Source organism: Corynebacterium sp. MSK122 (assembly GCF_030229435.2).
GTDB lineage: Bacteria > Actinomycetota > Actinomycetes > Mycobacteriales > Mycobacteriaceae > Corynebacterium > Corynebacterium marquesiae.
The window spans coordinates 26,940-47,172 of sequence record NZ_JASPHV020000010.1 but is presented as its reverse complement, the minus strand read 5'-3'; the positions used below and the strand labels follow the sequence as shown (position 1 = coordinate 47,172).

Here is a 20,233-nt window from a genome sequence, read left to right as displayed (position 1 = left end):
TTCATGCTCCGTGAGAGACGAAACGTGCTTGTTTTGTCAGTGCTACGCCCCGGTTTCTACGAGCAGCACTCCCCCGACAATGAGCACCACGCCCAGAGATTTTAACCAAGTAAACGGCTCCTTGAACAGGAGATACGAGGCAATGGCGGTAAGCGCAACGCCCGTAGCCGCCCAGATGCCATATGCCACGCCCAAATCCATGCCGGCCTTGAGCACAAGCGCCAAGAAGCCGTAGGCAGAGACATAACACAGGGCGACGAGCACCACCCAGAAGCGGCGCCCAGTCACTGCGGACATGCGCAGGCACAGCGTGCCGGAAACCTCGATGGCGGTGGCCAAGAAGAGAAGAAACCAAATCACTGTGGAGCCACCTCCACAGTGTGGTCTTGATCCACGTCTGGTTTCGCGCCCATTTCCACGCAGAAGACGCCGCCCATAATGAGCGCGATGCCGGCGAGTTTTACCGCGCCGAGCGGCTCGCCAAATAGCGCGGCGGAAAGTAGAGCAGTGGAAATGACCCCGCCGGATGCCCAGAGACCGTAGGCCACGCCCACGTTGACTCCTTCTTGCATTACGCGGTGCAGGAGCACAAAAGCAAGGATGAAGCAGAAGGCGGCCACGCCGTAGATCCAGACATGCTCTACGGCGAATTTCAGCGCGACGGTGCCCACGACTTCGCTGGCAATCGCGAGAAAGAGAATGACCCAGGCCCTCACTCCATCAACTCCCGTAATTCGCGGGCGTCGATTCCGTGCTCGTGCATTTTAACGCGGCCGTTGGCGTGCGCGATGGCCTCGCGATCCCAGAACTCCGCGGCGCGGGCGGGATCGTGGGAGGCACCATCGGCGCGGACCACGCGCCACCATGCAGCGCCGGCACCGTGGCGTTTTAGTACGGTACCGACGTTGCGCGCACCGCAGCCGGCCACTTTGGCCACCTCACCATAGGAGGTGACGTTGCCGGGCGGAATCACGGCAACAACCGCCAATACGCGCTTGACCAGTGGCGATTCACTCATCGCAATTATTGCGGGTCGAGGCCCAGCACATCATCCGACTCGGTGGGCTCTTCTTCGGGGGCGTCTTCGACCTCGGTGAGGGTGATGGTTGCACCGGTGGAATCGGCCAAAAGGCACATGCGGCCGAAGGGCGAATCCCACGGTTCGCGGATGACCTCGCCGCCTAAGTCCACGGCCTTCTTCGCAGCGGCGTCGATATCGCGCACGCCCAGGTAGGTCTGCCAGAAGCTCGGGACCTGCGGCGGGAACTGCCCCTCGGCGTTCCACAGGCCGGCAAACGGCGCACCGTCTTCTTCCGCGGTGGCGTAGATAAAGTTCTCATCCTCGGACTGCATGGCGCGGATTTCCCAGTTGAATAGCTCGCCATAAAAATCCATCGCGCTCTGGAAGCCCGAGGTAGCGGTGAGCTCGTGCCAGACCGGGGTGCCGGGCTCGCCGGCAGCCACGAAGTGCTCCGGGCCGGCGGGTTGGATGAGGCCAAACATTCCCCCGGCGGCGTCGACAAGCAGGGCCATGTGCCCCAGCTGCACCTGCTGCGGCTCCACCAAAACGCGCCCACCCAGGTTCTGTGCGCGCTGGCAATCGCCCGCGATGTCCTTGGACAGGAAGTAGGTCACCCACGTATCCGGCATGGGGGCCTCCTCCGGCTGCGGGATCAGCCCAGCGATGGGCAGCCCTTGCAGGCGCGCCATCTGGTACGGATTATCTTCGCCGGACTCGGCGGAAATTTCCCAGCCCAGCACCTGCTCGTAAAAGTGTGCGGACTTGCGCGGGTCCGAGGTGGTCAGGTCAATCCAGTAGGGCATGCCCACTTCAGCTTCGAATGCTGGCATCTACATATTCCTCCACTTTTCCGGATCAAAGTCATCGTCGGCCGTGGCTTCATCAAAGTAGTCATCGTCATCATCCGGCTCGCCCACGCGCGCGCAAGCATCCTCGATGCACACCTCGTCGCCTGGGTGGAGCATGGCACCCCGGCGCGTTTCGGGTTCGCCATTGACCGTGACCACGCCTTCTGCGATGAGCTCTTTAGCCTCGCCGCCGGTAGCCACCAAGCTGGCCAGCTTGATGAACTGGCCCAATTTGATGGAGTCGCCGTTGATAGGAATGTCTAGCATGCCGCCCAGCTTACCCAGCCCGCGCGCGGCTATAGCTACGGGTGGGCGATATGGAAGAAATCCAGGACCGTATCGGTGGTCCACTCCGCCCTGACCAGACCGGAATGGTCCGTGGCCCCGCCATTCCACGTGTGCGTGCCACCGTGGATGGTGTATTGCTCGGTGCGCGCATCACATACCCGCCAGGTAAAGTGCTCCACCGCTTCTTTCCGACGCCTCTTTGGAAACGGGTTACACCCATTCTCCCTGGCAATCCCGCGCAGCGATTGCTTTACCGAGCGGTAGTGCGCGCCGTGCTGGTGCCCGCCATCGTAATTCATGAGCACGTCCTCAGTGCCGTGAATATCCAGGTAATCGGTGGGCTCGCTGGCACAGTCCTTTTCCACGCGGTCATACTTGGCCGCCGAGACCGTCGCCACCGCCTCGAATAGGCCCGGCCGCTTGCAAGTCACCGCGCGGGCAAACCCGCCACCATTGGAAAAGCCCACGCCATAGGTGGTCTCAGAGGCGGGATAATGACGGCGGACGAAATCGATGGTGTCATCGACGTATTTGAGGTCATCGTCCAAGCTGGTTACCGCATACGGTGCCGGCGCCCATGCCTTGCCCGCGCCTTGGACAAAGACGGTAATGGCATCGCCTTGGGATAAGTCGGTGCCTTTGAACATATTGCCGGCGTCCATCTCATAGCCGTGCATTGCCACGACCACGGGCAGGCGGTGGTGCTTATCCGCTTTAAACGGCACGTGGACCACAAAGCTGCGGTCATTGCGCAGGTTAATGATCTGGTACTGGCCATTGGCGGTTGTGCCTTGGTCCGGCAGCGTGGTGATATAGCTATCGGCCGCGCCGTGCGATTCATTAGGCACGCTGCCCGGCCGCGGCGGTTCTTCCTCGCACCCTGCCATGAGCCCGGCGGCCGCGCATAACCCAGCGCATAGAGCCAGTGTTTTCTTGCCTACCTTAGTCACGGGCGCGCAGCTTCACTGCCGTGCCGGTGGCCGTGACCATCAGCATGTCATTCGAGGTGCCCATGGGCGAATAATCAAAGGCGATGCCCACCACGCCATCGGCCCCGAGCTCCTGCCCGCGGCGCCACAGCTCATCGAGTGCCGCCTCGCGCGCCTTGATGGCTTCGCTTTCGTATCCAGCGGAGCGCCCACCGGTGATATTGCGGAGGGATGCCCCGAAATCCTTCAGCATATTAATACCGATGACGGTCTCCCCGGCGATAATGCGGATATAGTCCGTAATCTCATAACCATCAACGGTATTAGTAGTGGTAAAAATCATGGACCCAGATTACATGGCTATAAGGCCACGCACTCCTTCAAAAAGGATGATGACACCCAGCAGCAAGAAGACCACGCCGCTGACAATATCCACCCACGCGGAATTTTTGGCCATCCACTTCGATACCGCGCGGGTGCTCAAAGCCACGCCCACAAAGAGCACGAGGCTTTCCAAAATCAATACGGCACCCACCATGAGATTGGCGCCAATGCCCATGCCGGGATCAATGAAATTGGCAAAGATGGCGCCGAAGAAAATGACCACCTTGGGGTTCGAGAGATCGCAGATGAATCCCATGCGATAGGCGGTGGCCGCCTTGATAATGCCGTCCGGCGTAAACCCGCGCGGCTGCGGGACGCGGGTTTCGGTGCCCACTACGGTTGCGGGCGCGCGGCGCTCCTTGATGCCACCGGTAATGGCGGTATAGGCCATCCACAGCAGGTAACAACCACCGAGAACCTGCAGCGCCACGAGGATGCCAGGGTGCGCGGAAATCAGCGCGGATAGCCCCGCCAAGGAGGCCACGGTCCAAATGGTAAGGCCGGTGGTACTACCAAGCGCCGCCCATACGGCTGCGCGCGTAGAGCGCGCACCTAAGCGAATGATTTGCACTACGTCTGGGCCCGGCGAGGCCATCGCCGCGAACCACACGCCCATTAAGGTCACCAGGGCGCTAATAGCCACCTAACACCTCCATACTCGCATACGATTGGATTAACACATGCCACTATAAGAACCCTCTCACCTGCAGCGAAACAGGTAAGTTCTGTGATGTAGGTAGCTCCTATATCAACTCTTTTATAGAAATCCACCACCTGTACTAACCGAAGAGCTCGATAGCGCCCTCCACGACCATAACGAGTCCCAGCACCGCAAAGATTAGACCAGAAACGATATCGATGGCCGCGGAATGATGCGCGATCCAGCACGATGCCGCGCGCACAATGAGTGCAAAAGTAGAAAACCACGTCACGGACATCGCCACGAGGATTACCGCCACCGCAACGGTCCAAGTGGGCGACATATCGGGGCGAATAAACTGCGCGAAAACTGCGCCGAAGAATCTGCATCTAGTCGGTTACGGCAACTGGAACGGCGAGGGCTCAGCAACGCTGATGAGGGTGGGGTCCTTTGTAAACACACTGCCCAGGTAGTCGCGGGCTGTGTCGACGAGACTCGGCAGCACTCCGAATGGATGTCCGCGGTATCAAGGCCGCTGAACTATTCAAGTTGCGGGACAAAAAGAGTCTCGCAGTGACGCTTGGTCCCTGAGCAAGTTCGATCCTTCCACGATCTGCGCTGGAGACGCGGAGCGCTCGGGGGCCCTTGACCGGCTGGGGCACGTGCCGGGTGGTGGCTCGCCCACAGCCCCCGTGCCCACACGCACCGAGAACGGACAAGCCACCGGGTACGATCCCGATTCCATGGAGATGGACCGTGAACTCGAATGACGTTCCTGGCCCAAGGTGTGTCCGCTCGGCGTGTGGTTTAAGCCTTATGAGACTTGCCGGTCACAGCCTCAGCGCTTCGCTTGCGCAGCCCGCAGGCCGTTCAAGATCACGATCACTTCGGCGACCTCGTGAACCAACACGACGGCGGCCAGACCCAGCACGCCGCTGATCGCCAGTGGCATCAACACGATGATGATGGCCAGAGACAGCACGATGTTCTGGTTGATGATCCGGCTTCCTCGGCGGGCGTGCTGCAGCGCCTTCGGGATTAGCCGGAGGTCGTGGCCGGTGAAAGCGACGTCAGCGGACTCGATCGCGGCGTCTGAGCCGGTCGCTCCCATCGCTATGCCCACCGTCGCGCCCGCCAGTGCCGGCGCGTCATTGATGCCGTCGCCGATCATCGCCGTCGGCGTCTTGGAGGAGAATTCGGCGACGATGCTTGCCTTGTCCTCAGGGCGCAGCTCGGCGCGCACGTCGTTGATTCCGGCGATTCCAGCCAGCGCCCGGGCGGTGCGAGTGTTGTCGCCGGTGAGCATGCTTACTTCCACGTCGTTGGCGTGCAGGGCCTGCACGGCTTCGGGCACCTCGGGCCGCAACTCGTCGCGGACCCCGATCGCCCCGGCGAGAGCGTCATCGACGGTGACCAGGACGCAGGTCTGGCCCTCGGACTCCATGCGCTCAACGTCTGCTTTCAGTGGCCCGGCGTCGATCCATCGGGGGCTGCCCACCAGCACCCGTCGGCCTTCGACGGTGCCGCCGATGCCATGCCCAGCTTCCTCGCTGATGTCCGAGGCGGTGGGCGCTTCGGGCCCCGCTGCCGCGATCGCCGCGGCGAGGGGGTGTGTCGATTGCTGCTCAACTGCCGCCGCGAAGGAAAGCACCTGCGTCTGATCGAATGCGTCTGCCGGAACCACTCCGGTAACCTCAGGCTGGTTGCGGGTAAGGGTTCCGGTTTTGTCCACTGCCAGGTGACGGATGCCGCCGAGTCGCTCGAACGCCGCGCCGGACTTGATGACCACTCCGAACTGGCTGGCCGCGCCGATCGCGGCCACGACCGTCAGCGGCACGGAGATTGCCAGCGCGCACGGTGACGCTGCGACCAGGACTACCAGCGCACGGGTGATCCACGTCTCAGGGTCGCCCAGCAGCGAGCCGATAACGCCGACCAGCACCGCCAGGATCATCACCCCGGGCACTAGGGGTTGGGCAATCCGGTCGGCGATCCGGGCGCGGTCACCCTTTTCCGCCTGCGCTTGCTCGACTAGGTCCACGAGTGTGGTCAGCGAGTTGTCCGTCCCGGCTGCGGTCGTCTCGACCTCCAGCACCCCGGCGGAGTTGATCGCTCCCGCAGCCACTTCGTCGCCGGGCGCAACCTCCTCCGGAATGGATTCTCCGGTGATCGCTGAGGTGTCAAGGCTGGAGCGCCCGGACCGAATGATGCCGTCCGTGGCGATCCGCTCCCCGGGGCGCACGAGCATTAGCTCGCCAACCTCGAGGTCCTTCGCTACGACCTCGGCCGCTGTGCCGTCGCGCAGCACCGTCGCGGTCTGCGGTACCAGCTTCAACAGTGCCCGCAGTCCGCCTTGGGCCCGGTCCATCGCCTTGTCTTCCAGTGCCTCGGCGATCGAGTACAGGAACGCTAGCGCCGCGGCCTCTCCGACGAATCCGAGGAGCACCGCGCCGACCGCGCTGATCGTCATTAGCAAGCCAATGCCGAGCTTGCGCTTCGTGACAAGGTTCCGGATCGCTCCAGGCGCGAACGTGTAAGCACCCAACAGCAGGCCAACCCAATACAGTACCGTCGCGGGCGTCTCCAAGTCGGACCAGTCCAGCGCCAGTCCTGTTATGAGGGCTACGCCGGAGAAGATCGGCAGCAGTAGCTCAGGGTCCTTCCACCATGGCCGATCGAGCTCGTCAATCTCCGTAGCAGGTTCGTGTTCGCATCCACATGCTGAACTCATGCGTCCGTTCCTTTCTCGCCGCAGTCGGGCACCGAGCACTCAGTGTCGATACAGGGGGCATTCTCGTCGACGGCCAGCGTCGCGTGGACCAGCGCTTCGAGCGCTGCCGCGAGGTGGGGATCGGCGATTTCGTAGCGGGTCTTGCGGCCCTCCGGTTCAGCGACGACAATGCCACAATCGCGCAGGCAGGATAGGTGGTTCGAGACGTTCGAGCGGGTCAGATCCAAGCTTTGCGCGAGCACGGCCGGGTAGCTCGGACCGTCTAGTAGGGTTAGCAGGATTCGGGAGCGCGTCGGATCAGCCATGGCCCGGCCGAGCCGGTTCATGACGTCGAGGCGCGAAGCAATAGTCAGCATGCGCTGAATTATACAGTATGCGATGAACTATTTAAAAGGGGGCTGAACTAACAGTCACGCGAAAGTCCTGCCACCTGCAAGGATTAGTCGATGGGATAGCCGATGACTGGTCCTTCGCGGTTCGGCTGCCAACCCAACGCGGGGGACGTGGGCGGCGAAGTTCTCCAGAATCTTCACGTGGATGTCCACACCCACCCCTGTGGGGATGGTGATGAACAGGGTGTCGGCAGACATGACGGCGGCGTAGGTGCGACCAGCGACACTGACACCAGGTTCTCCATCTAGGGCTAGACACTCACGGACATTGCGTACGGGTCGAACCACACGTAGCGAAGCTTTCTAATAGCCAAATGACTAACTCTTTTCGCTGGTATCCGGGAATGATACTTCCTTGAAGTCGGCAGTGTTGGCTACCCTGCGTACGAAGTACTGGAACTGCTGCTTGGAAACCACTTTGATCTACGAAGCCATAGCCCTTCAAGCTGCATCGCAGGAAAATTGCATTTCACGGTCGGTATAGGCCTTTTGCAGTTGGTTAATTCGAAATTCGTCCACTGTCTCCTTAGCCACCCGCACGATTAACGCGGTGTTTCGCCATCTTCGCGCGAGGCGAGTAGCTCCTTTAAGTGCGCATCGATGTCATCGAGCTTTTTAATAACGGCAACGGCGAAAACGACGCTAATGACTAAAGCGATAATGCTGAGCATCAATGTCCCCCTTTCTCTGGCAGTTCACTCCACCGGATCTGATTCCTTGCCCGACGATTAAACCATGGTTCTGGCCTAGCGGAGAGGTGTCCGGTGGGGGAAGAAAGGGGACGTCGGCAAGCAAAAGCGCCGCGCTCCCAGGGACGGGAAACGCGGCGCTAGAGCAATCCAGCGGGAGGCTACTTAGTGGTCAGCACCCTGGATGGAGTGCTTGTGATCGCGGACTGCTTCGCCCTCAGCGTAGAGCGGCATATCCTGCTTGGCCTTGTACCACTCGGCGTGGTTTGGCTCGAGCGGGGTACGGCCGGCGATGAGGTCGGCAGCCTTCTCGCCCACCATCATGGTTGGGGCGTAGATATTGCCGTTGGTCACGGACGGGAAGACGGAGGCATCCGCAATGTAGAGGCCTTCGACGCCCCATACACCCATGGTGTCTGGGTTAACCACGGCCATAGCATCGGACTCCGCGCCCATCTTGGCGGTGCACGATGGGTGCAGCGCGGTCTCGCCATCGTTGCGGACCCACTCCAGGATTTCCTCGTCGGTCTGTACATCCACGCCCGGGCTGAACTCGCGGGCGCCTACCTCTTCCATAGCCTTGGTATCCAGCAGGGAGCGGGCAACGCGTACGGCCTCTACCCACTCGCGGCGGTCCTGATCGGTCTTCAGGTAGTTGAAGAGGATGGACGGCTTGTCGTGGATATCGGCGCTCTTGATGTGAACGTGGCCCTTGGTATCGGAGAACATCGGGCCGACGTGCCACTGGAAGCCGTGCTTGACGTCCGCCTTCTGGCCGTCGTAACGCACGGCCATCGGCAAGAAGTGGAACATGAGGTTCGGGTAATCCTCATTCTCATTGGAGCGCACGAAGCCGCCGCCCTCGAAGTGGGAGGTAGCAACCGGGCCCTTGTGGGTCAGCAGCCACTGAAGGCCCATGAACGGCCAGCGCCACTTATCCAGGTAAGGCTGGGAGGACGCGGTCGACTTGGTGGTCTCATACTGGATGTAGACCTCGAGATGGTCCTGCAGGTTCTCGCCCACACCTGGCAGGTGCTTGACGACGTCAATTCCGTGCTTCTCCAGAATCTCACGGTCACCAATGCCGGAGATTTCCAGCAGCTGCGGGGTGTTAATGGCACCGGCGGACAGCACGATCTTCTCGGCATAAACGCGGTGCACGCCGCCCTGCCACTCGTACTCGACGCCAACGGCCTTCTGGCCCTCGAAGAGGATCTTGGTGGTGAAAGCGCGGGTGCGGATCTCGAGGTTCTCGCGATCCATATTGGGGTAGAGGTAGGCACGGGCAGCGGACCAACGCTTGCCGTTCTTAATATTGCGGTCGAACGGAGCGAAGCCTTCCTGGCGGTAACCATTGACGTCATTGGTCAGGTTGTAGCCGGCTTCCTGCACGGACTTGAACAGGGCCTGGAAGAGCTCGGAGGTAGCCGGACCGCGGGAGAGGTAGAGCGGGCCATCGTGGCCACGGCGCGGATCGTTCGGCTCGGCCGCAGCGGCGGTTTCCATGCGGTTGAAGTACGGCAGGCAGTGGGCGAAGTCCCAGTTCTCCATGCCCGGGTTCTGGCCCCACTTCTCATAGTCCATCGGGTTACCGCGCTGGTAGATCATGCCGTTGATGGAAGAAGATCCGCCGAGAACCTTGCCGCGGGCATGGTAGACGCGGCGGCCGTTCATCTCCGGCTCCGGATCGGACTCGTACATCCAGTCATAGTTCTTTGCACCGATTGGGAAAGAGAAACCGGATGGCATGTGAATGAACAGATCCCACAGGGAATCTGGGCGGCCAGCCTCAAGGACCAGCACGCGGGTGTTCTTGTCTTCGGTCAGGCGTGCGGCGATGACGGAGCCTGCGGAGCCACCGCCAACGACGACTACGTCGCTTACTTCATCGGTGACCTTTTTAGCGGAACGCTTCTTGGTCAGCTTGTCCATAAAACCCATAAATCCCCTTCTTTCTGTGAAATATTTCACATGTCAAGATTGCCCCACCGGAAGTGAAAATATTGTAATTTATACAAAAGTCTGTATTTATTCACATCGCCTTATGTGCGGGCACTACCTCCAGAGTACACACCCCTCTAGAAGTTTGCCCATCTTAATGTATATTTACCTTATCCGGATGGATGACTCTGGAGATGAAATCCGAAGTCTTTGCGCATAGTTCGCCCGAATATGATTCATTTCACTCACCTATCTCTCCCTGCGATCTTGTGAGCATTTTGGGGCACCCGTGCGAAAGATTCGGCCCAAACCAACCAACAATAGGAGAAGTAGATGGCTAACTTAGACCCTCACGATCCTGAGGAGTCTCACACTTCAAGTAAAAGCCCCCAAGAAGGGGGTAAAAGCACCTCTCTCGCAACCCCGTCCGGGGAGACCAAAAAGCGCAGCCCGCGCTACCAAGTTCGCGCTCTCGTCGGCAGCTATAAGGCCGAAACCGGCGACGCCGTAGGCGCGGATCAGGTTCCTGCTCCCAAGACAAACTGGCCGGTATTTATCATCTCCGGCGTCCTCATTATTGCCATGGCGCTCTATGCCGGGCTCGGCCGCGATTCCGCGGCAGAGACCCTCGCCAGCGTCACCGGATGGATCGGCACCAACCTCGGCTGGTTCTACGTTCTTACCGCCACCATCGCCGTGGTCTTCGTGCTCTATATTGCCTTTTCCAATGCCGGCAATATTCGCCTCGGACCGGACCACTCGCGGCCGAAATTCAATACTTTCTCCTGGGCATCCATGCTCTTTGCCGCCGGCATCGGCGTGGACCTCATGTTCTTCGCCGTGGCCGAGCCGGTCACCATGTATATGCAGCCACCGGTCGGTGACGGCGAGACCATGGAGGCCGCCAAGGAAGCCGTGGTCTACGCCATGTTCCACTATGGCCTGACCGGCTGGGCTCTTTACGCCCTGATGGGCATGGCCTTCGGTTATTTTGCCTACCGCCTCAATATGCCGCTAGCTATCCGCTCCGCGCTCTACCCGCTCATCGGCAAGCGCGTACACGGCCCCATCGGCTCCGCGGTGGACATCGCTGCCATGCTGGGCACCGTCTTTGGTGTGACCGCCTCCCTGGGCATCGGTGTGGTGCAGCTGTCCTACGGCTTCCACCTCATCTTCGGCATCGAGCAGGGCCTTGGACTGCAGTCCGCCCTCATTATCATCGCCGTGGCCATTGCAACGTTGTCGGCCGTATCCGGCGTCGATAAGGGCATTCGCTTCCTCTCCGAGCTGAACGTCTACCTGGCCATTGCACTGATGATCTACGTCGTGGTCTTTGGCAAGACCGCCTACCTCTTCGATGCCATCGTGACCAATATCGGTGACTATGTCTCGAAGTTCCCATCTTGGACCATGGAAACCTTCGCCTTTGCCGATGACCAAGCCAACGTGGATACCTGGATGCAGTCCTGGACCCTCTTCTTCTGGGCGTGGTGGATTGCCTGGGCTACCTTCGTCGGCCTCTTCCTGGCCCGCATCTCCCGCGGCCGCACCTTGCGCCAGTTCATCTTTGGCACCCTGACCTTCCCGTTCCTGTTCATCCTGATGTGGATGTCCTTCTTCGGTAATACCGCCCTGGACATGGTCCGCTCCGGTGACTACCCCGAGTTCGCCGAAAACGCGATCAACGTGCCGGAACAGGGCTTCTATGACATGCTGCACGAGTTCCCAGGCTCCGGCATCGTCATCTTCTTGACCACCTTCATTGGCCTGCTGCTCTACATCACCTCGGCCGACTCCGGTGCGCTGGTGATGTCCAACTTCACCTCCCGCATTACCGATAACCGCCAAGATGGCGCGCGCTGGCTGCGCATCTTTTGGTCCGTGACCGTAGGCGCGCTGACCTTGGCTCTGCTGCAGATCGACGGCATCGCCACCGTGCAATCCGCGACCGTCGTGATGGGCCTGCCCTTCGCGTTCGTGGTCTACCTCATCATGTTCTCCCTGTGGAAGTCCCTGCGCCTGGAAAACGTCCAGCGCGAGGCCCGCACCACCGCTATGCACGGCGTGATTTCCTCCCGTACCGAGCGCGAGCCTTCGGATTCCAACCTCTGGAAGAATCGCCTGGACCGCGCCAATACCTTCCCTTCCAAGCAGGAGATGGATACCTACCTGCGCGAAACCGCTACCTACGCCCTCGAGCAGGTGGCAACGCACATGCGCAGCCGCGGCTACGATGCCCTCTTGCTCACCAGCGAGCTTCCCGACGTCGAACTTCCGCAGCTCGACCTCGAAGTTAAGCTGCACAATGAGCGCATGTTCCGCTACCAGCTCTTCCCAGTCGCGGCCGAGCGCCCCGACTTCAGCACGGGCGAGGGCGACGAGTACTACCGCCTCGAGGTCTACGATATGACCGGTTCGCTGGGCTATGACGTCTACGGCTATTCCGAGAACCAGATCATCAATAACGTGCTGGATCTTTACGAGCGTCACCTGGCCTTCCTCTACATGCAGCAAACCCAGCCGGGCGATTCCGATGTCTCCGATGGCGCCGAGCCCGAGCGCACTTGGCGCGAAGATAGCTAAGCTGGCCAGTACAACTACCTCTATGAGAGAAAGGTTGCTTTTCACTTGAGCACCCAGAACACTTTGTTCGACCCCACCCAGACCGAGCTGCTGAAGGGCGTACATGCCGACGGCGCCCCAAAGTCCCTGTTTATCAACGGTAAGTGGGAAGCCGCCCAGAGCGGCGAAACCCGCACCATCATTTGCCCGGCCGATGGCTCCACCGTCGGCCTCGTCTCCGAGGCATCCGACGAGGACACCGAGCGCGCCATCAAGGTTGCACGTGAAACCTTCGACAACGGCGAGTGGGCCAATACCCCGTCCGCCGAACGCGGCAAGATCGTCATCCGCGTGGCCGATTTCATCCGCGAGCACAAGGAACTTTTCGCACAGGCCGAATCCGCCGATACCGGCAAGCGCTACGAGGAATCCTTGGGCGATATGGATGACATCGCCAACGCCTTCGAGTACTTCGGCACCCTGGCCCAGCACCAGGCCGGCCGCGTAGTCGACCCGCAGGATCCCAACCTGCGCTCGCGCATCGACGCCGAGCCCGTTGGCGTCTGCGGACTGATTACCCCGTGGAACTACCCGCTGCTGCAGGTCTCCTGGAAGGTGGGCCCGGCCCTGGCAGCCGGCAATACCTTCGTCCTCAAGCAGGCGGAGCTCACCCCGCACACCGCCATGCTGCTCATGGCCGCCCTCAAGGAATGCGGCCTGCCGGACGGCGTGGGCAACCTCATCACCGGCGCCGGCGCTAACTGCGGCAACCCGCTGTCCCAGCACCCGGACGTGGACATGGTCTCCTTCACCGGCGGTCTGGTTACCGGCAAGATCATTGCCAAGAATGCGGCTGAGACCGTCAAGCGCACCGCACTCGAGCTCGGTGGCAAGAACCCGAACGTCATCTTCGCCGATGCCGACTTCGACGTCGCCGTGGACAACGCCCTCAATGGCGCCTTCTTCCACTCCGGCCAGGTCTGCTCCGCAGGCTCCCGCATCGTTGTAGAAGAGTCCCTGCACGATAAGTTCGTCGATGCCCTGGTAGAGCGCGCCAATAAGATCAAGATCGGCGGCCCGACCGATGAGAAGGCGGAGACCGGCCCACTCATCTCCGCCGAGCACCGCGAGAAGGTTGCCGCCTACGTGGACAAGGCTCGCGAGCAGGGCGCCAAGATCCTCACCGGTGGCCGCGCGGCTACCAGCGAGGACACCAATGGCCAGCACGGCACCGGCACCACCGACCTGGGCGCTGGTGTGTACTACCTGCCGACCATTATCGATGGCGCTACCCGCGAGATGGACTGTGTCCACGACGAGGCCTTCGGCCCGACCGTGACAATCGAGACCTTCACCACCGAGGAGGAGGCCATCGAGATCGCCAACGACACCGAGTACGGCCTGGCAGGCGCCGTCTACACTTCCGACGCCGGCCGCGCCGAGCGCGTAGCCCGCGCCCTGCGCCACGGCACCATCTGGATCAACGACTTCCACCCTTATCTGCCGCAGGCAGAGTGGGGCGGCTTCAAGCAGTCCGGCAACGGCCGCGAGCTTGGCCCCACCGGCTTGGCCGAGTACCAGGAGCACAAGCACGTGTACCAGAACCTCTCCCCTGCCGCTTGGGATCAGTTCGGCCTGCAGTAACTAAGCCGGCCACCTAGCATTCAGCCCCCGCTGCTCACACGAAGAGCGCGGGGGCTGGCTTTTTGTATGCGGCCAACAGGCACTGATTATGCGGAAACGGCATCTTCCAGCTCGGCCAGCAAGGAATTGGTGCGTTCCACCTTGGCATCCACGGGGCGGAATTCGCCATCGGTCCAGTCAGTAAAGAAACCGAAGTCGAGCTGATTGCGCAGCTGCGGCATGGAGAAGTTAACCACGATGGTGCGCCATGCTTCCACGCCGCGGATAGCGCCCGCAGGACCGTAACCGGCGAACGCAACCGGCTTGCCCGCCCACTCTGCGGCCAAGCAGTCGAAGGCATTCTTGAATGGACCCGGCACGGAGCGGTTGTACTCTGGGGTGACAAATACGAAACCATCGCAGGCATCCACAGCATCGGACCACGCCTGCACCTTTTCATCCGCATACTGCTTATTGGCGGTGGCAGGAATGACGTCAGTGGTCAGCAGCGGAATATCAAACTCCTTGAGGTCCAGCAGCGTGTACTCCACGCCATTTTGGCGCCCCTGGGCCACCTCATTGAGCCACTCGCCCACTACCTTGCCGGCCGAGTTATCGCGGGTAGTGCCGATGATGATGCCGATACGAGACATAAGAGAACCTTCTTTCCTTCAAGCTTTATGTAACTTCTCTAGCTTACCGCCCGCGCAGATACTTGTCTGATAGTGATGTTGATACGTCCTTCACTCAATCCGCACCCCTCCGGCAACGTGCCATCATTAACGCGCACCACCCCGTGGTAGGCAAAGCGCTTTGGCCCACCAAAGACCACCAAATCCCCAGAGCACAGCGTGATATCGTCCCACGGCCGCGTGCGCGCCTCGGTGTGCCCCATCCGGAGAAGCGCCTCATCCCCAATGGAAAGCGAAATCACCGGCGCAGGTGATTCCTCAAAGGCATCCACGTGCATACCCATGGCCGATCCCGGTGGATAGTAATTCACCAGCGCCATCTCCGGCACGAAAGTCTCCACCCATGGCTCTAGCTCGGGTGCTACCTCCGCCGCGGCGCGCAATGCCCCCGGAGCAATCCGCCGCAGGCTCTCCGGCACCGGCGGAACCCGCGTGCCGTCTATATTGTCCACGTACCGATAGCTGGGATAATGCCAATACCTACCCATATGCAGCTGAAATACACTCATTTGCCCGCCGGATTTCAGCCGAGGCCGCACCATCGCCATCGGCGTCGCCGCATACTCACGCGCAATGCCGCGCATCTCTTCTACTAGGGCCTTCTGCTTATCGACGCCCACCCATCCCGGCACATGCCCCACCCCCGGTGCCACACGCACGCTCGGCCGCGGCAGCGAATCAAAAAGCATGACCTCACCCTAATCCCCGCGTTCCGATAAAGCGATCAGAGCTTTCCTTCAAAAAGGACCAGAATGTGTCTAGGGCCAATTGGGGCCAAGGGACTGACCTAGCTGGGCTGAATATTAGGCACCCACCAAACAGGGTTCAGCTCCTTTCCCGCTTTCCGAGTACAAAGGCCTTAGTCATATACCGCAGTACAAAGCGGGAAACTGGAACCGTCATCAAAGTTGGTGTGCGTTCTAACTACTTGCTGTTGAAGCATGCTGCTGCCGCTTCGTTCGCTAACACCTAAGGATTACTTTTCATTAGGCAAGGAACGACGTTTCAAGAAAGTCCTCAAGGCTCCAATAGTCAGGATCAAACCACGCAACGCCTTCGTCGACTTCGAGTGCGACTAAGTGGTCAGGCAATAAGATGAGGAAATCATTTATCTCGGTGCGGATGCCTTGGCGTTGTAGCTCTTGTGCGACTCGTTCAGTGCTCTCCTGTGCGGTCTCAGCAGGGCGACGATTAAGGTCAACACCATAGAAAGTATCCGTGATTGGCAGCTCTATGTACTTCATTTCAACGGTGACGCACTTACCGTCCTCCACGCAGCACACAATCTTGCGGCCAGGATCACCAGGCTCGAGTGTTTCGATATCAACCCAGCCTTCAAACTGCTCTTCATACGTATCAGCAGTCAGGTCAGAGTCGTAGCATGCTTTAGTAGCCTGGTTCACCGTCATTCCGGGCTTTACGGGCAAGGGGCAGGTACCTTCGATATTCATTTTCTCGATGCACTTCCTTTTTCGTCGGTTGTTTAGTACGTCAAGGCCTTCGGTTAGGCTGTCGCGTAAGTCAGACTGCGCACTCGTGTGATTGAAATTGGTTGGTTATTCCCAACAAATAGCCACAACTTTGCCGAATTGGTATGACAAAGCAATGGTCCCATTGTCGTGGGGAATGGTTATGCCGTCACGGTTATGTTCAAATTCGATCCCCACATCTTTTAGGGCTTTGACAAACTTTCGGCTTGACAATGACAGTGGGATATCAAGGAAGCTATCCGACTCCCGCGCGTCCAAGATTTCTATTGAGGTAATCAATCCGGCGTTCTCAAAGCCATCAATGTCATAGTCGATTCCCCCGATCTCACATTTGCCAAAAATTTGGCCCGTGCTGCCTATACCGAGATAAGAAATATCCAGGTATCGGTAATCAGACAGAAGATTTTCGTAATATGAAACAGGTACAGACCGCTGCAACGGTTCAGGTACCTCAAAATTGAACTTCATTTTCTATGACTTCCTTAGAGAAGGGCGACTCACAACACGAGATGCTACCTACCTGTTAGCACACGCTGGCAGAGTTTAAGCCAATATGATGAAAGCCACAGGCCAAGGAAGCCACCCCTTCTCAGGACAAAGAAAATGAGTCGCGTGCCGCTAGCAGTCTCCGGTTCTCAACTAAAGCCACTAGACACTCACCACTCATCCAAGAGCTATTGCCGCACTAGAAAAAGAGTTCCCAAGCGGTCACCACCGCACCTAGGGACTCTCACCGCACCGTAAAAAGCGGTGTTCACCTTTGTGCAACCCACCAACGCCAGGGGGGCCGAGGCGGGAAAACTAAACATAACAACAGCTATTAGCTCTACAACTGGAAATTTCGACGCGAAGAAATGATAAATTGACGCCCCTCTTGTTTGGGAGATTGCTTTTAAGTGCTGGGTGCAGAGATAACAATTCTGGAAGAAAGCTAGTCTTGACACTTTCCTTGGCGAAGCTGACTAAAGACGCTACCGGCGTAATCCTCGTCGAGAATGAAACCGTTGTCAGTTTCTTTGAGAACTCCTTCTTTGACTCGACGATCCCACCATATGATTAAGGACGCGAACGTGTAGCCGAGTTCGTATTTCTGACCAGGAACTATAAATGAGTTCTTCATGAGTTCTGGGAAGGTTAGTATTTGTCCTTCTCGGCCTCCGTCGGCAAATGTTTTAGGATCGTGTTGGGGCTCAATATGCTGAACAATCCAGTACACAACGTCGTAAAAGGTTCGACTTTCAGGGCTATTCTCGGTGATTATTGGATTTAAATCTTTGGTGATGAGCTCTGTGGCTTGCTTTAAAAGCTTTTCGATTCCTGGCGTAGGAGTAGCAGATATTGCCTTTCGGAGAGGTTCAGAAAGTGAGCCATATCGAACACCATTGATCCCGATGTTATCCGGCTCTGCATCTTCAACCGATTCTTCTTGGTCTGGGTAGGGACTTAGCTTAGACAAGAATGCGTCGACTGATTCTGCAACGGGCATGATGAGCCCATCGGGATCGGTATCCACGTACAATACGGCGCCTTCTGGGAAATCCGGCAAGCCGTAGTTAATGACAAAGCATTGATGCATTCCGTCTTCGCTAGTAGCCAAGAGAAGGACTTCTTCGGGAATCTCCCACTCATCCATAAGGAAGGTTGCGTAGTCAATCAAATCAACATGAGCGCCATTGCTTGCTGTGCCGTTGCCGAAGATGTCTTCAACAACGACCTCCAAGGTGTCCCCATCAGGCAGGGAAATATCTGTAAGGAAGCACTTTTTAAGGTTGAGGATGCCGCCTCCAGTTTCTGAAAGCAGCATCTTGTAATCATCAGGTAGCTTCTTGCCAAGCTTGCTTTCAATTTCAAGGATGCGTTGACTGTCTGCTGGCTGTGCAGTGTACTCAAAAAGGTTGGCGTAGTTTTTCATGATTGCCCTTTAACAATTCGTAACATTGCTTGTCCAAAGTAATAGTCAGCCTAGCTAGACTCGACGCTGATAATTAAAAGGTGAGGCTAAAAAGGAGGCAAAGCGGGGGTTTAATCTCACAGGGATCCGATGAATCTTGCGTTGAAGCCGTCAACAAGAAGTCGACTATTCGTATAACAAGGTGGAATGTTCGAGCGCTGAGCCCTTGAAGTACCCCGAGTTTTATTCCTAGGTCATCGCTTTTGCTTTTAGTTTATACAGCCTTGTAGAGCTAGGAATAAGAAAGTTCCGATTCCAGCATTAAAAATCCCAGCAATAGTCAATTGTTTTGCTCTCGGGTGCGCGCCAGTCACTACGCTCTTCAACGTGAAGCGAGATCCACACACTGTCAATGTTTGATCCCCAATGACGGGCTAAAAGAACTGCCATGGAAAATTCTGTATCGATGACCGCCTCCTTCCACATTTGATGCTCACTCATTTCTGCATCGGAATAGCTTACGACTCGAATATAATATTCAAAGTCAAAAGGCTTCCTCGCTAACGTGATGGACCGAGGATAATGAAGTCGCGGTGGCTTTTTGAGTGTATCTCCCCAGAATTCGGGATACCCTTTGTAGTCCAGAAGAATGCGGGGCCAGCCGGTGCTCGACGGTGGTGCTGCCCGGTGAATAATCTGATTGTTGCGCACCTCTGGGCCAAAATAATTAATTTTCTCCCCGTTACAAAAGGTAATCATCTCAGATTGAGCAGGAAAAGCATCCACATGGTAGGTCGTATAGTCGGTGAACGCCCCATGTTTATCTGTGGTTCCTCCAGGATAATGGATGCAGTCGAAAGATACTTCTCTAGCGGAATTGTGCTTTATGAGACTTGCTAGAACACCGGAAGAAGACAGATCGGATACCTCTTCAAACTCAGTTAAGTTCTGATTCTCGCAAAAGTTATCCCAGAGCATACTGTGCATGATTATTCCTTATTCCTAACATTACTTATGCATACGTGCCCTTCGCGTTCATCCCCGGGAAAGCATAAAGGTTTCTTTCCGAAGTTTTCTCTTCGCTCATTGATGGAAAAACAAATTGAGAAAACTGGGGTACTACCTGCACCGACGCTAAAGAATCCCTCAAGTTGTATGTAATATCCCAGCCGACTTCATACCATCTAAACCTATCGAATTGATCCTTCCAGAGAGGACGCTGATGAAAGCTATCAGGCTTTTCGAGAAAATTGTGCTGAAAATCCCTCGTCCACTCAAGGATTTCGTTTCCTAAATCGGGCTTAATTCCTATGTCCTCAGGAAGATAAAATCCTCTTTTCTTAGATCCAGTAACTATTAGCTCTTCAGAAGGCCATAAAGAGCTTGGATGGCTATACTCTGGACGAAGGAGAATTTTCCGAGAGGACATAGAACTAGACTATCCCAGCTTTTCTTCTTAGCAGCGGAAGATTTTGAGCTGAATCCTCTGCAGAGCGACGCAGAATTACTACTATGCACTCTGTTCACAACACTGCTACTCATGAAATGAGTGGCAAACCCAAAGCTGATGTAGTAGCAGTATTTCCACTTTGTATTTATGAAAATGTCAATACCCCCAGAGCATCACTTCGATTTAAAGGACGCTGCATCCCATTTGGCAGGAATCCTTAATAGGGATGCCTTGAACGAAAATAGGTTCAGGGTTGAAGCTGCCGTATCACTGCCGAAGTTTCATGGCGTTGCCGCTTGGATTGATAAATTTCTATATCTCGTTTTGGAAGTGGAAACGCCTCAAGGGACAGCCTTTGTAGGCTTTGAATGCATCTATCACCCTGAGGGAACTTTTCAAAAATACTCGGTTGAATATGAAAATGTCCACGACTTGTGGGCGTACGACATTGCTGGAGAATCAATTCTCAAGAATCTCGATTTTGAAGACCCGGACCGCATTACTTGGTTGAAAACTGATAGGAACAATTTCGTTCCTTCTACATGGATCGAATTGCTCGATTTTTGTAATGATTCGAACCGAATATGGATGCGGGATTAATGGATCGCCCACTCGGAGGGTGTGTGGTGGTTTGTGATTTACGGGAACCTAGGTGAGTTTCA

At 57.5% G+C, this 20,233-nt stretch carries 23 protein-coding genes; 3 read left to right on the top strand and 20 right to left on the bottom strand.

The annotated features are described in order from the left end of the window. Nucleotides 1-42 precede the first annotated feature (42 nt). The 13 genes from QP934_RS05945 to betA all read right to left on the bottom strand — a co-directional run bounded on the left by QP934_RS05945 (nt 43) and on the right by betA (nt 9,863). Entirely contained in the window at nt 43-360 is a 318-nt protein-coding gene (locus QP934_RS05945; protein WP_419127059.1) for a DMT family transporter, read from the bottom strand. After that, a complete protein-coding gene (locus QP934_RS05940) occupies nt 357-716 on the bottom strand; it encodes a DMT family transporter (RefSeq protein ID WP_419127058.1) in 360 nt (119 codons plus the stop codon). The genes QP934_RS05945 and QP934_RS05940 overlap by 4 nt, the downstream gene beginning before the upstream one ends. Then, nucleotides 713-1,018, bottom strand: a complete 306-nt coding sequence (locus QP934_RS05935; RefSeq protein WP_419127057.1) for an MGMT family protein — start codon at nt 1,016-1,018, stop codon at nt 713-715. The genes QP934_RS05940 and QP934_RS05935 overlap by 4 nt, the downstream gene beginning before the upstream one ends. Nucleotides 1,019-1,023: 5 nt before the next feature. After that, on the bottom strand, nt 1,024-1,851 hold the full coding sequence (locus tag QP934_RS05930; protein WP_419127056.1) for a VOC family protein: 828 nt from the start codon (nt 1,849-1,851) through the stop codon (nt 1,024-1,026). Beyond that, nucleotides 1,852-2,136, bottom strand: coding sequence for an RNA-binding S4 domain-containing protein (locus tag QP934_RS05925; RefSeq protein WP_005323225.1), 285 nt, complete (start codon nt 2,134-2,136; stop codon nt 1,852-1,854). Nucleotides 2,137-2,171: 35 nt separating this feature from the next. After that, nucleotides 2,172-3,107, bottom strand: coding sequence for an alpha/beta hydrolase family esterase (locus QP934_RS05920; protein WP_419127055.1), 936 nt, complete (start codon nt 3,105-3,107; stop codon nt 2,172-2,174). Next, nucleotides 3,100-3,429: a YbjQ family protein gene (locus tag QP934_RS05915; RefSeq protein WP_005323228.1), complete on the bottom strand. Its 330-nt coding sequence runs from the start codon at nt 3,427-3,429 to the stop codon at nt 3,100-3,102. The genes QP934_RS05920 and QP934_RS05915 overlap by 8 nt, the downstream gene beginning before the upstream one ends. Before the next feature lie 9 nt (nt 3,430-3,438). Then, nucleotides 3,439-4,113 (bottom strand): LysE family translocator, encoded by a 675-nt coding sequence (locus QP934_RS05910; protein WP_408934940.1) that lies wholly within the window; start codon nt 4,111-4,113, stop codon nt 3,439-3,441. A gap of 136 nt (nt 4,114-4,249) precedes the next feature. Then, on the bottom strand, nt 4,250-4,453 hold the full coding sequence (locus QP934_RS05905; RefSeq protein WP_419127054.1) for a hypothetical protein: 204 nt from the start codon (nt 4,451-4,453) through the stop codon (nt 4,250-4,252). 495 nt (nt 4,454-4,948) lie between these two features. After that, on the bottom strand, nt 4,949-6,841 hold the full coding sequence (locus tag QP934_RS05900; protein ID WP_419127053.1) for a heavy metal translocating P-type ATPase: 1,893 nt from the start codon (nt 6,839-6,841) through the stop codon (nt 4,949-4,951). Beyond that, on the bottom strand, nt 6,838-7,197 hold the full coding sequence (gene cmtR / locus QP934_RS05895; protein WP_150851294.1) for a Cd(II)/Pb(II)-sensing metalloregulatory transcriptional regulator CmtR: 360 nt from the start codon (nt 7,195-7,197) through the stop codon (nt 6,838-6,840). Before cmtR ends, QP934_RS05900 begins: the two co-directional genes overlap by 4 nt. A 578-nt stretch (nt 7,198-7,775) precedes the next feature. Then, on the bottom strand, nt 7,776-7,904 hold the full coding sequence (locus QP934_RS05890) for a chemotaxis protein (protein WP_419127052.1): 129 nt from the start codon (nt 7,902-7,904) through the stop codon (nt 7,776-7,778). Between the two features lie 183 nt (nt 7,905-8,087). Continuing rightward, nucleotides 8,088-9,863: a choline dehydrogenase gene (gene betA, locus QP934_RS05885; RefSeq protein ID WP_419127051.1), complete on the bottom strand. Its 1,776-nt coding sequence runs from the start codon at nt 9,861-9,863 to the stop codon at nt 8,088-8,090. Between the two features lie 333 nt (nt 9,864-10,196). Here betA and betT point away from each other — a divergent pair, with 333 nt between their 5' ends. Continuing rightward, nucleotides 10,197-12,446 (top strand): choline BCCT transporter BetT, encoded by a 2,250-nt coding sequence (gene betT / locus QP934_RS05880; protein WP_419127050.1) that lies wholly within the window; start codon nt 10,197-10,199, stop codon nt 12,444-12,446. A gap of 45 nt (nt 12,447-12,491) precedes the next feature. Then, nucleotides 12,492-14,069, top strand: a complete 1,578-nt coding sequence (locus QP934_RS05875) for an aldehyde dehydrogenase family protein (RefSeq protein ID WP_419127049.1) — start codon at nt 12,492-12,494, stop codon at nt 14,067-14,069. An 86-nt stretch (nt 14,070-14,155) separates the two neighbouring features. On the opposite strand, the gene QP934_RS05870 is transcribed toward QP934_RS05875, so the two are convergent. From QP934_RS05870 to QP934_RS05840, 7 genes are all read right to left on the bottom strand, one after another. Continuing rightward, nucleotides 14,156-14,701, bottom strand: coding sequence for an NAD(P)H-dependent oxidoreductase (locus QP934_RS05870; protein ID WP_337888355.1), 546 nt, complete (start codon nt 14,699-14,701; stop codon nt 14,156-14,158). A gap of 38 nt (nt 14,702-14,739) precedes the next feature. Then, entirely contained in the window at nt 14,740-15,429 is a 690-nt protein-coding gene (locus tag QP934_RS05865) for an alpha-ketoglutarate-dependent dioxygenase AlkB family protein (RefSeq protein ID WP_419127048.1), read from the bottom strand. Between the two features lie 297 nt (nt 15,430-15,726). Continuing rightward, entirely contained in the window at nt 15,727-16,191 is a 465-nt protein-coding gene (locus tag QP934_RS05860) for a hypothetical protein (protein WP_419127047.1), read from the bottom strand. 105 nt (nt 16,192-16,296) lie between these two features. Next, complete coding sequence (locus QP934_RS05855; protein WP_419127046.1) at nt 16,297-16,698, bottom strand: hypothetical protein; 402 nt, start codon at nt 16,696-16,698, stop codon at nt 16,297-16,299. Nucleotides 16,699-17,161: 463 nt separating this feature from the next. Further along, the gene (locus QP934_RS05850; RefSeq protein WP_419127045.1) at nt 17,162-18,142 is read right to left on the bottom strand and encodes an SMI1/KNR4 family protein; all 981 of its coding nucleotides are present in this window, start codon (nt 18,140-18,142) and stop codon (nt 17,162-17,164) included. Nucleotides 18,143-18,442: 300 nt separating this feature from the next. Further along, on the bottom strand, nt 18,443-19,099 hold the full coding sequence (locus QP934_RS05845) for a hypothetical protein (RefSeq protein ID WP_419127044.1): 657 nt from the start codon (nt 19,097-19,099) through the stop codon (nt 18,443-18,445). A gap of 34 nt (nt 19,100-19,133) precedes the next feature. Beyond that, on the bottom strand, nt 19,134-19,550 hold the full coding sequence (locus tag QP934_RS05840; RefSeq protein WP_419127043.1) for a hypothetical protein: 417 nt from the start codon (nt 19,548-19,550) through the stop codon (nt 19,134-19,136). Nucleotides 19,551-19,718: 168 nt separating this feature from the next. Between QP934_RS05840 and QP934_RS05835 the strand changes: the two genes are divergently transcribed. Further along, entirely contained in the window at nt 19,719-20,171 is a 453-nt protein-coding gene (locus tag QP934_RS05835) for a hypothetical protein (RefSeq protein WP_419127042.1), read from the top strand. Nucleotides 20,172-20,233: the final 62 nt, after the last annotated feature.

Excerpts from the sequence above, each read along its gene's own strand:
- QP934_RS05935 (WP_419127057.1), bottom strand. The coding sequence starts at position 1,018 with ATGAGTGAATCGCCACTGGTCAAGCGCGTATTGGCGGTTGTTGCCGTG.
- QP934_RS05930 (WP_419127056.1), bottom strand. The coding sequence starts at position 1,851 with ATGCCAGCATTCGAAGCTGAAGTGGGCATGCCCTACTGGATTGACCTG.
- QP934_RS05925 (WP_005323225.1), bottom strand. The coding sequence starts at position 2,136 with ATGCTAGACATTCCTATCAACGGCGACTCCATCAAATTGGGCCAGTTC.
- QP934_RS05915 (WP_005323228.1), bottom strand. The coding sequence starts at position 3,429 with ATGATTTTTACCACTACTAATACCGTTGATGGTTATGAGATTACGGAC.
- QP934_RS05905 (WP_419127054.1), bottom strand. The coding sequence starts at position 4,453 with ATGTCGCCCACTTGGACCGTTGCGGTGGCGGTAATCCTCGTGGCGATG.
- QP934_RS05900 (WP_419127053.1), bottom strand. The coding sequence starts at position 6,841 with ATGAGTTCAGCATGTGGATGCGAACACGAACCTGCTACGGAGATTGAC.
- cmtR (WP_150851294.1), bottom strand. The coding sequence starts at position 7,197 with ATGCTGACTATTGCTTCGCGCCTCGACGTCATGAACCGGCTCGGCCGG.
- QP934_RS05890 (WP_419127052.1), bottom strand. The coding sequence starts at position 7,904 with ATGCTCAGCATTATCGCTTTAGTCATTAGCGTCGTTTTCGCCGTTGCC.
- betA (WP_419127051.1), bottom strand. The coding sequence starts at position 9,863 with ATGGGTTTTATGGACAAGCTGACCAAGAAGCGTTCCGCTAAAAAGGTC.
- betT (WP_419127050.1), top strand. The coding sequence starts at position 10,197 with ATGGCTAACTTAGACCCTCACGATCCTGAGGAGTCTCACACTTCAAGT.
- QP934_RS05870 (WP_337888355.1), bottom strand. The coding sequence starts at position 14,701 with ATGTCTCGTATCGGCATCATCATCGGCACTACCCGCGATAACTCGGCC.
- QP934_RS05865 (WP_419127048.1), bottom strand. The coding sequence starts at position 15,429 with ATGCTTTTTGATTCGCTGCCGCGGCCGAGCGTGCGTGTGGCACCGGGG.
- QP934_RS05860 (WP_419127047.1), bottom strand. The coding sequence starts at position 16,191 with ATGAATATCGAAGGTACCTGCCCCTTGCCCGTAAAGCCCGGAATGACG.
- QP934_RS05855 (WP_419127046.1), bottom strand. The coding sequence starts at position 16,698 with ATGAAGTTCAATTTTGAGGTACCTGAACCGTTGCAGCGGTCTGTACCT.
- QP934_RS05850 (WP_419127045.1), bottom strand. The coding sequence starts at position 18,142 with ATGAAAAACTACGCCAACCTTTTTGAGTACACTGCACAGCCAGCAGAC.
- QP934_RS05845 (WP_419127044.1), bottom strand. The coding sequence starts at position 19,099 with ATGCTCTGGGATAACTTTTGCGAGAATCAGAACTTAACTGAGTTTGAA.
- QP934_RS05840 (WP_419127043.1), bottom strand. The coding sequence starts at position 19,550 with ATGTCCTCTCGGAAAATTCTCCTTCGTCCAGAGTATAGCCATCCAAGC.
- QP934_RS05835 (WP_419127042.1), top strand. The coding sequence starts at position 19,719 with ATGAAAATGTCAATACCCCCAGAGCATCACTTCGATTTAAAGGACGCT.